The organism is Aerococcus sp. L_32, from assembly GCF_050689315.1.
Window position 1 is genome coordinate 1 of sequence record NZ_JBOEQF010000054.1, and the last position, 12,860, is coordinate 12,860.

The 12,860-nt window shown below is 40.3% G+C and carries 8 protein-coding genes; all 8 read right to left on the reverse strand.

All coding sequences use genetic code 11. The annotated features are described in order from the left end of the window. Positions 1–2,064: 3-hydroxyacyl-CoA dehydrogenase/enoyl-CoA hydratase family protein (locus ACRCJ0_RS05440; protein WP_431389735.1), on the reverse strand; the 2,064-nt coding region annotated here is incomplete at its 3' end. 100 nt (positions 2,065–2,164) lie between these two features. Further along, positions 2,165–3,370 (reverse strand): acyl-CoA dehydrogenase family protein, encoded by a 1,206-nt coding sequence (locus tag ACRCJ0_RS05445; protein ID WP_431387450.1) that lies wholly within the window; start codon positions 3,368–3,370, stop codon positions 2,165–2,167. Between the two features lie 369 nt (positions 3,371–3,739). Then, complete coding sequence (locus ACRCJ0_RS05450; protein ID WP_431387451.1) at positions 3,740–5,275, reverse strand: class I adenylate-forming enzyme family protein; 1,536 nt, start codon at positions 5,273–5,275, stop codon at positions 3,740–3,742. 243 nt (positions 5,276–5,518) lie between these two features. Then, entirely contained in the window at positions 5,519–8,362 is a 2,844-nt protein-coding gene (locus tag ACRCJ0_RS05455) for an FtsX-like permease family protein (RefSeq protein WP_431387452.1), read from the reverse strand. Between the two features lie 10 nt (positions 8,363–8,372). After that, positions 8,373–9,074, reverse strand: coding sequence for an ABC transporter ATP-binding protein (locus ACRCJ0_RS05460; RefSeq protein WP_431387453.1), 702 nt, complete (start codon positions 9,072–9,074; stop codon positions 8,373–8,375). A 350-nt stretch (positions 9,075–9,424) separates the two neighbouring features. Continuing rightward, positions 9,425–10,258: an S-formylglutathione hydrolase gene (gene fghA / locus ACRCJ0_RS05465; RefSeq protein ID WP_431389736.1), complete on the reverse strand. Its 834-nt coding sequence runs from the start codon at positions 10,256–10,258 to the stop codon at positions 9,425–9,427. A gap of 6 nt (positions 10,259–10,264) precedes the next feature. After that, a complete protein-coding gene (locus tag ACRCJ0_RS05470; protein ID WP_290520284.1) occupies positions 10,265–11,380 on the reverse strand; it encodes an S-(hydroxymethyl)glutathione dehydrogenase/class III alcohol dehydrogenase in 1,116 nt (371 codons plus the stop codon). A 564-nt stretch (positions 11,381–11,944) separates the two neighbouring features. Continuing rightward, a partial coding sequence (locus tag ACRCJ0_RS05475) for a class I SAM-dependent rRNA methyltransferase (RefSeq protein WP_431389737.1) occupies positions 11,945–12,860 on the reverse strand: 916 nt, incomplete at its 5' end.

Here is a 12,860-nt window from a genome sequence, read left to right on the forward strand (position 1 = left end):
AATAAAATGACCTAGTCGCATGGCATCTAATTGACCTTCCACAACCGCTTTGAAGCTAGTACCTAGAATTGGGAAGTTCACCTTAGTCCGCGGAATAAAGTTCGTCTTAGATAAGTAAGTTAACTTGTCAAAGGCAATCTCCACTACGCTATCACTAGCTGCTACAATATCATCAGACTGTCTTAGATAGTATTTATCTCTGGCTTCATAAGCTGACATCGATACATCACCAGAAGCTACACGCGTAATGACATCTCCTAGAATACGCATTTTTGCATCTTTTTGGATTGGCATATTCATTACACGTTCCGTTAATTCCGCTAAACCACCGCTACCTGGGACTAAACCAACACCCACTTCAACTAAGCCGATATAAGATTCCGCCGCAGCCACAATATAAGGTGATGCTAAAACCAATTCCGCCCCGCCACCGAGTGCACGACCCCGAACGGCTGTTACAATTGGTTTTTCTGTGTAGCGAACCCGGTTAACCGCTTCATGTAGTTCACTGATTGTTTGGCCAATTAACGCATCAACCCCGTCAGACTCAATGGCTTCTTTCATCATATTCAAATTCGCACCAGGACTGAAATGCGGCCCATTTGAATAAATCACCATCCCCACATAGTCACCAAACTCTAATTCATCCACAGCTTTAATCAATTCAGCTGATAACTCGCCTGTAATCGTATTATTTGGTGTGTGGAAATTAAATAATAACTGATTATCATTGATCACACTTAAGGTTGATGCCTCTGTTTCCCAAATAATTGCATCGACTTTTTCACTGATTGGTGTTAGATTCTCAAGAATCTCCCCTTCTTTGTAAAATGGCTCACTTCGATTTGCTACCCATTCTGGTAAAGGTCCTATCTCTTTTTCAATTCGATCTTTTACCCGTTCAAAGCCCATTAAATCCCAAAGTTGGAAGGGTCCGACTTTCCAATTAAAGCCCCAAACCATTGCCCGGTCAATATCTTTATAATCCACTGCTGCTTTAGGGATATTATTGGCTGCATAATAGAAAGTACTCGCTAAAGTTTCCCAAAGGAACTTACCAGCGGTATCTGTGGCATTAAAGATGACGTCCATATTCTTTTTCAAATTGCTTGAAAATTCAGCTAGAATAGGTAAATTCGGCTTCTCAGCAGGTATGTATTCTAGGGTTTCAGGATCTACCACTAAATGCTGGCGTCCTTCTTTTTTATAAAAACCATGACCAACCTTATTACCTAAAGCCCCTGCTTCAACCAATTTGCCAATTAAAGTAGATTGGTTGAAATATGGCTGTTCGCTTGGATCTTGCATCAAGCCTCCAACTACAAAAGTAGCCACATCATTCCCCACTAAGTCAGATAGCCCATAAGTACCAGTGCGTGGACGGCCAATCGCTTTTCCTGTTAAGGCATCTACTTCCGTGATTGTCAAGCCGTCACGTTCTGCTCGATACATAATATCACTCATAGAGTGGGTGCCTGTTCTATTAGCAATAAAGGCTGGTACATCGTTAGCAACAACTACCCCTTTACCTAATTTTTTCTCAGTAAAGTCTTTTAATTGATTAATTGTCGCTTCAGACGTAAACTCAGTTGGAATTAATTCCACCAATTTCATATAGCGTGGTGGATTAAAGAAATGCATACCTAAGAATCGTTCACGCTCATCACCTTTTAAGACTTTAGCAATCGCTTTAATTGGTATACCGGAAGTATTTGTTGCTAAAATAGCATCTGGTTTCGCTACTGCAACAATCTTTTCCCAAATCGCATGTTTAATCTTGATATCTTCTTTAACAGCTTCAATAAAAATATCAGCATCTGAAGGTTCTTTTAAGTCATCATCAAAGTTTCCATAGGTCAAGTTCCCTTGAAATTGACTTTGGTATAGCATCGGTTTCTTCCGGTTAGTAATACGATCATAACCAGATTTTGATAGTTTATTCGATTCATTTTCATCAATTACAACATCTAATAGTTGCACTTTCACCCCCGCATTTACAAGCAAGGCGGCAATCTGACTACCCATGACACCAGCTCCAAGAACGGTCGCTTTTGTAATTGTCATTTTATTTCCCTCCATCTTTGAATTATCTTTCTTTATAATAAGCGTTTGGGCAGATGGCGATGATGTCTACCCCGACTCCTATTATTATCATTTTAAATTACTAATTAAATGCTGCTTGGCCTGTTAAGGCACGACCAATAACTAAGGCATTCACTTCATGCGTTCCTTCATAGGTGTAGACAGCTTCTGCATCGGCAAAGAAGCGAGCAATATCATTGTCTACTACAATCCCATTACCACCACAGATGCCGCGACCCATAGCCACTGTTTCACGAAGTCTTAAAGCGTTCATCATTTTACCAACTGAAGTTACTACTTCGTTGTAGTCACCTTCTTCTTGTTGGCGAGCAATTTGTGAACATAAAGCCATTGCAGCAGTTAAGTTCCCTTGCATCATGGCTAATTTCTCTTGAACTAATTGATAATTAGAAATCTCTTTACCAAATTGCTTACGCTGAGAGACATATTTCAAACTAGCTTGTAATGCTCCGGCCATCGCACCAGTAGCCATATTAGCCACGCCTGCGCGAGTTGAATATAAAACTTTAGCGATATCCTTAAACGAATTAATATTTTGAAGACGTTCACTTTCAGCGACTTCAACATCTTTCAAATGAATATTGGCATTTGGCACAATTTTTAGAGCAATTTTATTTTGAATAACGTCAATATCTAAACCAGGCTGTCCTGCTTGAACAATAAAGCATTTTGGTTTTCCAGTTTCTTCATCACGAGCAAACACTGGAATCACATCAGCAACTGAAGCTCCGCCAATCCACCGTTTTTCACCATTTATAATCCACTTGTCCCCTTCACGTCGAGCGGTTGTTTCTAATCCCCAAGCTACATCAGAACCGTGGTTTGGTTCAGTTAAGGCGAAACAGGTACGCAATTGGTGACTGGCTAATTTTGGGATATATTTTTGGACTTGTTCTGGACTACCACCAAACAGGAAGGTATTAAAACCTAAACCAGTATGTACACCCAATAAGGTGTTCAAGGAAACATCAAAGCGTGATAGGGTAAAAGCGAAGAAGAATTGGAACAATTGACTAGTTGTCTTTTTACCTTCACGTCCCTCAAATAAAAGGGGATTGTCAAAGTATCTTAATTTACCAATATCTTCAAAAAACCCTTCTGGTTCTGATTCAGTTACCCATGCTTCATTTAAGCCACTGCGGTATTTGCTTTCTAATAGCTCTACTAACTGTTTTAAAACTTCAATTTCTCCATCAGTTAAACCACTTGAAATCTTTAAAATATCTTCTGGGAATAACTCTTTTAATACTACTTCTCTATTTTCCATGAGGTAAACACTCCTTATTATTTATATATAGATCAATTGCCCCGCTGGTTTTGCCTGAATTGAATATTTTCTAGTAAAATTAACAAAGATGATATCGCTTACAAAATCATAATAATACCAATAAGCTATAAAGAAAAATAAGCCTCATTAATATGGACTATGAGCAATACTAATAGTTATTGTAAACGCTTTCTTAAAAGGCATTATTAACAATAGGTATAAGTTAAACTAATAACTACTATTAAAAAAAGAGATACAAAACCCCTTATATAGTTGATTTTTACAAGCAATCATTATTAGGTAAATTTAAAAACAAATAAAAAAAGCACTAGGAAAATAAGCCTCCTAGTGCCTAAAAGAATCTTTATTTTAACTACCTGCGCTTGCTATCAAATTTTCTTTAGCGTACGCTGCCATCATACGGCTAAGTTCTAGACGGTCTGGTTTACCAACCGAGTTAACTGGGATTTCATCAATTTCCATGTAAAGTTTTGGCGTCTTATAACCGGCAAGTTTTTCCAAGCAGAATTGATCTAGTACTTCTTGGAACTTGTCTACGCCTTCAACATCTTTATTGACCATAATCGCTGCTGAAACAGATTCACCAAATTTTGGATGTTCAAATCCAAGTACAATAGCTGATTTAACCAATGGATGCTGGGTTAATACGGCCTCAACTTCAGATGGCAGGACATTTTCTCCACCAGTAATAATCAATTCTTTCAAACGATTGACTAAAGTCATTTCACCATATTCATTTAAGTAAGCTAAATCCCCAGTTCTAAAATAGCCATCATGGAAAGCTTTAGCATTTTCTTCAGGCAACTTCCAATAACCAGGTGTTACGTTCTTACCTTTCACTAACAATTCGCCAATTTCACCTTGCGGTAATGGATGCATCTCGTCATCTACAACGATCATTTCATCAAATAAAAGAGGAGAACCAATTGTAGCTGGGCGCTCATTAGCGCGTTGACTAGTATTAAACGTTAATAAAGGCGCTTCGGTTAAGCCGTAGGCGTTAATAATAATTTTACCCATTTGCTGGAAAACTTTTTGTACAGCTGGTAATGGTGGTGACCCTCCTGCGACTAATAAGTCTACGCTCATTAAGTTTTCTGGTTTAAAGTCAGGTGAAGCGATAATACCGTAGTACATGGTTGGAATCATGACTAGTACATTTGGTTTGTAGGTACGAATCCAATCGTTAATGGTTTCATAGTTGAAGTAGCGTTCTAAGACTAATTGACCACCTACAACTAACATTGGTATCGCAATATCAATAAAACCTAAAATATGGAACATTGGGGTTGAGCCAATTGTTACCCAGTCTTCACTCATTCTCCAAGAGATGATTTGATTGAATACGTTATTTAGATAACTTTCATGGGTATGAACGACCCCTTTTGGTCGACCGGTTGAACCTGAGGTATAAATTAATAAAATCGGATCTTGCCAATCAACAGACACACTCTCAAAAGGTTGATGGTTACTTAAATCCATCATTTGATTGTATTCAGCCTCGTCCACATTGTACTTGATGTAAGCGTCAGGTACTTCTGATAGACGGTCTAAATGGTTAGTTGCATATAAAATATATTCAATACCTGCATCTTCTACCACTCGGGCAATTTCTACTGGTTTTAATCGCCAGTTTAGTGGAACGAAGACTGCACCAATCTTAATTGCCGCTAACAACATATCAATAATAGCAATATCGTTAGGGGCAAAAGTGGCAATCCGGTCTCCCTTGTTGATGCCTGCATCCTCTACCAAGTGCCGAGCTAAAATTTCCGCCCGTTGATTTAATTCTTGATAGGTAAATTCCGTGTGTTTCAATGGATCAATCACCGCCACCTTTTCAGGGGAAGTAATTGCGCGCGTTTTAATCCAGTCCAAATTCATTGTTTATCTCTCCTTAAACATTAGAATTTGTAAGCGCTATCATCTTTTGTTACTCTCATTTTACTAAAAACTCAAGCCTTGTCTAGAGAATCTTTTAATTTTTAAGGAATTAAATGAGAAGATGAGACATAAAAGCCTAATAATAGGGATTCGATTAAAACAATATTGTACAAATCATAGTGAATTTGATGATTTTGACCATAAAAAAAGTAGAACCAGAATTAAATCCCGGTCCTACTTTTATTAATCTTCTTCTTTTAGTGCTGAAACCATTTCCACTTTCTTCAATTTGTAGTGCATGAAGATCATGACCACAATGGAAAATGCTAAGGTAATCAGACTTGCGTATAGGTAAGATTGCCATTGTATCACAATCGGGAAGAAAACTTGATCGATTGCCACTGTATTTAAGATATAGCTTAGTAAGCCGTATCCTAAGAAATTCCCAATGATAATCCCAACCATGGTTAAGAATAAGGTTTCTCGATAAACATACATACTGACTTCAATTGACCGGAATCCTAGCACCTTAACTGTCGCCAATTCGTGCATCCGTTCTGACACATTAATATTGGTTAATGAGTAAAGGACGATAAAGGCCAGGCCACCTGCAGAAATAATCAAGACGACGGTAACCAAATCAAGGGCTGATAGGGTTTCTTCAAAGTCCGTGATTTGGCTAGCGTTTAAACTCGTTCCAATGACGCCAGCTTCTTCTTTGACTTGGTCAAAGATTACGGATTGGTCGCTAGTGGATAAACCACTATCAAATTGAACAAGGGCTGTGTTGTCTTTGCTTTCTTCACCGAATACCTCTTGATAGTAAGCATCTGTCATGTAGATTTCATGACCTAGATAGTTGATGATAACCCCTTTTATAGAAAATTCATAAGGATCGTTATTGGTATCCACTAAGGTCACTGTATCTCCTGCTTGAACGCCTAACAATGAGGCTAGTTTAGCGGTGATAAGGACACCATCTTCAGGTAAAGACAATTGACTGTCAGTGTCTAATTCCAGCATTTGGAAGTAGTCATGATAGTTGCTATCTTCTTCAAAGGCCATAACACTAACAATTTGTTGGGTGATTGAATCGTCATCGGTCATCAGAACATCACGGGTCACCGGTAAAACATTCTCTACGTCGCCATTATCTAATAAATCAGTCACTACTTGATCGCGGTCTTCTTGGCTGGCATCCATATTGAGTGACAGGCTACCGTCATACATTTTCACTTGGTTGAATTGTTCGTCCGGTAGACCTGAAATAGAGTCAGATAGACCGAATCCAGTGACAATCAACATGGCACATCCAGCAACCCCGATAATGGTCATTAAGTTACGTCCTTTATAGAGGAAGATGTTCCGCCAAGTGATCTTGCCTTGGAAACTCAAGCGCGACCAGAACCCTTTAAATCTTTCTAGGAAAATGTGTTGGCCATTTTTCCCAGTAACAGGTTGCAATAAGCGGGCGGTCTTCTCGTTCAGAGTCGTTCTAGTGGTTAACCAAGCTGGTACAACAGTCGTCAACAAGGAGATCCCTACTGCGATTGAGATGTCCACAATTTGCCAAGTGTATATCATGCCAGGTAAGGCCACGGTATTGGAGAAGGCAGTCACAATGATATTCGGGAATAGATAGTTACCGATTGAAATACCGATGACCAGCCCTAAAATAGCTGCCACACCTGCATACATAATGTATTTGGTTTGAATCGTACGTGGGCTATAACCTAAGGCCTTGTAGGTCCCAATTTGAACCCGCTGCTCTGTTACCATCCGTTGCATGTTGGTAAAGGAAACTAAAGCTGCAATCAGGAAGAAAATAATTGGGAAGGCTTGGCCAATTGTCGCCATGTTATCCGCATTATTTTCCCAAGCGGTATAGCCTGAGACGCCAGAACGGTCATTAATCGTATAAGTCGGTTCATCTAAATCAGCCACTGTTGATTCAGCGTCTGCAATAGCTGCTTCAGCGCTAGATAAGGATTCTTCAGCTTCCTGACTTTTACTTTCATAATCACTTCTTGCTTGGTCTAACTCGCTTTGAGCTGAATCAAGACTTGCTTGACCAGCTTCTACTTGAGCGGCCACACTAGATATGCCAGCTTGATCTAAGGATACACCTTCTGGTAGTTGCGACTCAACTTGACTTTCTTGTTGGTCTAGCTGACTTTGGTTGTCATCAATTTCTGATTGCGCTTGGTTTAATTCACTTTCTCCAGACGCCAATTCAGACCTAGCTGAGTCAATTTCCGCTTGTCCAGATGAAATTTCTGATTCCGCTTCAGATACAGTTTGCTTGTAGACTTCACTTGGTCGGTCGGCGAATACGTCTTCAATTTCTGATTGCTTATCTGCGATAACTTGATTGTATTCGTCTGAATAGGCCTCTAAATCATCTACAGAGGTCACGTCAATAGCGATACTGGTATAAATATCCCCATTAATTGCTTCAGGAGCAACCACCGCAAAACCGTTTAATTGCCCGTCTCCAAGTGCTGTCGCCCCGCGGCTAACATTTGAAATTTGCAACGGTGAGTTCACGTAGCCGACAATGGTAAACGTCTCACCTGAAAGAGCTGGCGCACCCCTTTCATCGTCTTCAGAATCAACGCCTAAAGCAGTTAAACTGATCTCTTGACCAATTTGGTAGTCTTCCTCATTGGCTAATTGGTTATCAATGGCGATTTCATCGGTCGCTTCAGGTAACCGCCCTTCTTGGACATCAAATTGGTTGATATCCGTCATTTCATTGAAGTTTGGATAGAAACGGACTAAATCATCACTGTCTGAAATCTGCCGGTCAACATAAGCATACGGTTGATATTCAATATCTTCCACATCTTCTAATAAGGCTAAATCATCCTCATCTAGCCCCATGGTTGACTGAATAGACATATCTTCTAAGTTGGTTTGGTTAAAATACTTGTCTGCAACCTGGATCATATCCGGTGCAGCAGCACGGATACCCACGAAGAACCCTGTCCCCAAGGCGATAATCAGCAAGAGCGCTAAAAATCGTCCCAGAGTATTCTTAATCTCGCGAAAACCGTCTAACCATATTTTTCTATTCTTCATTTTCATCAAGCACCACCTACCATTCAATATCTTGAATTGGTATTGGTTGCGCATTTAATTCTTGTGACGAAACAGTCCCATCATTGATTTTGATGACGCGGTCAGCCATCGGTGCAATCGCCTGGTTATGGGTGATAACAACAACAGTTGTCCCCTGTTCATTGGTTAAATCTTGTAAGAATCCTAACACCTTTTTCCCAGTTTCATAATCTAAAGCACCCGTTGGTTCATCACATAGTAATAACTTTGGATTTTTCGCAATCGCACGGGCGATCGATACGCGTTGCTGTTCCCCACCTGATAATTGTGAGGGGAAATTGTCCTTGCGGTGGTATAAGCCAACTCCTTGCAGTGCATCCTTGGCCGCTAATGAATTATCCGAAATTTCTTCAGACACCTCTACATTTTCAATAGCCGTTAAGTTAGGGATTAAGTTATAGTTTTGGAAAATAAACCCTACTTCATCACGCCGGTATTCGGTTAACCCTTTCTCGTCATATGAAGCGATATTCTTATCTGCAACCAATACTTCACCCGAAGTCACTGCATCCATCCCACCTAAAATATTTAAAAGCGTCGATTTCCCAGCACCAGAAGGGCCCAGAATGACAACAAATTCCCCTTCTTCAATTTCTAAATTTACGTGGTCATTGGCTAAAATTGCGGTATTCCCTGTTCCGTATTGCTTTACGACATCCTTTAAGTGAATGTAAGCCACTATACAACACCATACTTTCCTTTTTAATCTACCCTAATTCTTCGTCTTTACGCCCAATTCCCCTTAATCATATACTATTTGGTCAGGCCAAATCAAAGAATCTAAAAATTTAATTTAAGCTATCAAAAATACGAGCTCATAAATTTTATGATTTTTAAATTAAATATTTCATTCAATCCCCGGGGTGGTTTGCCGGTTGGGATGCGTTTTGGGGTTGGCTTATCATATTGATTCTTTCTGTTTAACGATTATTCATCCATCCGATCTGACCTAGCACCTCTTTTTTCCCAATCAAAAAACGCCCCTAAAGTAGCTTGTTCAAGTCTACTTCAAGGGACGTCATTGCTATGTTAGTTTAAATGTTGTTTGTGGAAGGCGAAGTGTTCTTCTAAGAATGTTGCGATGAAGTAATAGCTATGGTCATAGCCTTCTACTTTTTGGTAATTGACTGCTTGACCATTTTCCTTGGCGTTTGCGAGGAAATGGGTTTCGTCTAATTGTTCCGGATAGAATTCATCTTGGCTACCTTGGGTGATCAGAATTGACGGAGCGTCAACGTCTTTAATCAGTTCTGTAGCGTCCCATTCTTTCCAAGCGTCTTGATTTTCACCAAGATAAGTCGTGAAGGCTTTGATTCCCCACGGCACTTGGCTTGGGCTTAGAATTGGTGCAAAGGCAGAGATTGCTTTAAAGCGGTCGGTATTTTTCAAGCCAATAACTAAGGCACCGTGTCCACCCATTGAATGGCCCATGATACTTTCTTGACCCGAATAATGAGGGATTAAATCGGCTGCGATTGGCCCCAATTCATCCACAAGATAGTCATACATCTTGTAATGGTTGGCCCATGGTTCTTGTGTGGCGTTCAAATAGAATCCTGCCCCTTGACCAAGGTCATAAGCGTCGTCATCGGCAACATCTTCTCCGCGTGGTGATGTATCTGGAATCAAAACAGCTACTTGCTCTTTTTCAGCTAATCTTTGGAAACCACTTTTTTGACTAAAGTTATCGTCTGTACAAGTTAAACCGGATAAAAACCAAACTAGCGGGATTTCTTGCCCCTTTTCATTAGAGGGCAAGAATAGACTAAAAGTCATGTCGCATTGTAAGGTATTTGAGAAATGGCGGTATTTACAGTGTTCACCGTCAAAGGCACGATTGCTAGCAATCATTTCTAAAGTCAATTTTCATCACTCCCCGTAAGTCAACATGGTACGGATAGATTCACCTTTATGCAGCAAGTCAAACGCCTCATTGATGTCTGTGAAATCAAGGTTATGGGTGATAAATGAATCGATATCAATCTCACCGTTCATGTAATCTTGCACCATACCTGGTAGTTGCGTTCTACCTTTCACGCCACCAAAGGCAGACCCGCGCCATACACGACCTGTAACTAATTGGAAAGGACGTGTGCGGATTTCTTTACCTGCACCGGCAACTCCGATAATGACACTTTCACCCCAACCTTTATGACAAGCTTCTAGGGCTGAACGCATCACGTCAACGTTTCCGATACACTCGAAACTGTAATCTACCCCACCGTCTGTCATTTCAATGATGACATCTTGGATTGGTTTGTCGAATTTAGATGGATTTAGGAAATCAGTAGCACCCATTTTTTCAGCTAATTCAAACTTATCTTCGTTTAAGTCAACTACAATAATACGACTTGCTTTCGCTTGCACTAAACCTTGAATAGCCGCTAATCCAATAGCACCTAAACCAAATACAGCCGTAACAGCGCCTTCTTCTACTTTAGCGGTGTTATGGACTGCACCGATCCCAGTTGTGACACCACAACCAAATAGACCGACTTTATCAAGTGGCGCTTCCTTATCAATTTTCGCTAAAGAAATCTCAGGAACGACCGTATACTCACTAAAAGTACTTGTCCCCATGTAATGGTAAATAGGCTCGCCATTATAAGAGAAACGCGTAGTGCCATCAGGCATTAACCCTTTACCTTGCGTTTCACGGACAGCACTACATAAGTTGGTTTTACCAGAACGACAGAATTTACACTCCCCACATTCAGCTGTATATAGTGGAATCACGTGGTCGCCCACCTCAACAGACGTCACTTCATCACCCACAGCAACAACCACACCAGCACCCTCATGGCCTAGTACAGCAGGGAATACACCCTCTGGATCATCACCTGATAAGGTAAATGCGTCCGTATGGCAGACAGAAGTATATAAAATTTTCACTAATACCTCTTTCGCCTTTGGTTCCGCAACATCAATTTCAACAATCTCCAGCGGTTCACCTGGATTAAATGCAACAGCAGCTCTACTTTTCATTCAAATTCCTACTTTCTGTTGTGCTTTTTCAGTTATTCATATTTCAATAATTACATACTAACATTTTTAGCACAATACTGACATTTATATCACTATATCATTTTTTGCAAAAAGGACTTCCGAATTGGAAGCTGATGATTCATTTTACGAGAATTGAAATTGGTCAAGAATTGAGTCATTTTACCGACAACAATCTCAGGCCATTAATTTTACTCGGTACTTTCTAATGATGCACCACAGTTCGCAAATTAAAATGCCTTTTTAAAATTTATGAGCAGGTAATTTTCTACACATTATATTTTAATTGTAACTTATATTCGCAATTTCACCTTCAAGTTTAAGCCAATGATAGCGTCTTTCTAGCCAAAGAATGAAACTTTCCTAGCATGGCTTAGCAGTGAAGACCACAGGATGCGGGAGCCGACGTTCAGAATGAGTCATCAGAAAAGCCCCCAGAAATTTTTTCTGAGGGCGGTCTCACTGCTAGTTGCGTTCTCTTCTAACGCATAGACATCCTTATGTCGCTACGTTCCGATTACAAATCTAGCAATGACTGAATTCTTATTATAATTTTTGGAAGATTTCTACTTTTAGGTAGTCACTTTCCGGGTTACCTTTTGGTGCCGGGAAGTCGACTGGTAAGCCAAAGTCAGCTACGGGCATGATGTCCACACGTGCGTCATCTGAACCTTCGCCGATTTGTTTGATGAAATCTTCTTTAGTCATGTTTGCGGCATTTGTTGAACTGACAAGGTAACCACCAGTATTTAAGATAGTTAAAGCTGAAGCAACTAAGTCACGGTAGTCTTTGCTGGCTTGGAAAGTGTGTTTTTTCGTACGTGAGAATGAAGGTGGGTCAAGAACCACGATGTCAAAACGTAAATCGTGTGTTTTGGCATAATCTAAGTAGTTGAATACATCCATCACGCGGACTTTATGTTGGTCACCGATTTCTAAACCGTTGGCTTGGAATTGCTCTTGTGTTAATTGTAGGCTTCGTTTTGCCACATCAACACTCATCGTTTCAGCTGCCCCACCTAGTGCTGCAGCGACAGAGAAAGCACCTGTGTATGAGAATAAGTTCAGCAATGATTTACCTGGTGCAATTTCAGTTTGAATGTAGTTACGGACGTTACGTTGATCAAGGAAGATCCCTGTCATCCAACCGTCATCAAGACGAACGATGTAGTTTACGCCATTCTCTTGGATGGTTAAGGTTTCAGGAATATCGCCAGCTAAAACTTCTGATTGTTTAGCGTTGCCTGTACCGTCTAAGTTGAATCTGTTTTTCCCAACAATACCTTTAAGTTCTGGGAACACGTTGTTTAGAGCTTCTAGGATAATGTCTTTGTAGCGGTAAATCCCTTCTGAATACCATTGGATCAAGGCGTAACCTGCGTACCAGTCGATTGTGAAACCGCCGATACCGTCACCTTCGCCGTTGAAAATACGGAAGGCAGTGGTCATATCGTCGATTAAT

Excerpts from the sequence above, each read along its gene's own strand:
- ACRCJ0_RS05445 (WP_431387450.1), bottom strand. The coding sequence starts at position 3,370 with ATGGAAAATAGAGAAGTAGTATTAAAAGAGTTATTCCCAGAAGATATT.
- ACRCJ0_RS05450 (WP_431387451.1), bottom strand. The coding sequence starts at position 5,275 with ATGAATTTGGACTGGATTAAAACGCGCGCAATTACTTCCCCTGAAAAG.
- ACRCJ0_RS05455 (WP_431387452.1), bottom strand. The coding sequence starts at position 8,362 with ATGAAAATGAAGAATAGAAAAATATGGTTAGACGGTTTTCGCGAGATT.
- ACRCJ0_RS05470 (WP_290520284.1), bottom strand. The coding sequence starts at position 11,380 with ATGAAAAGTAGAGCTGCTGTTGCATTTAATCCAGGTGAACCGCTGGAG.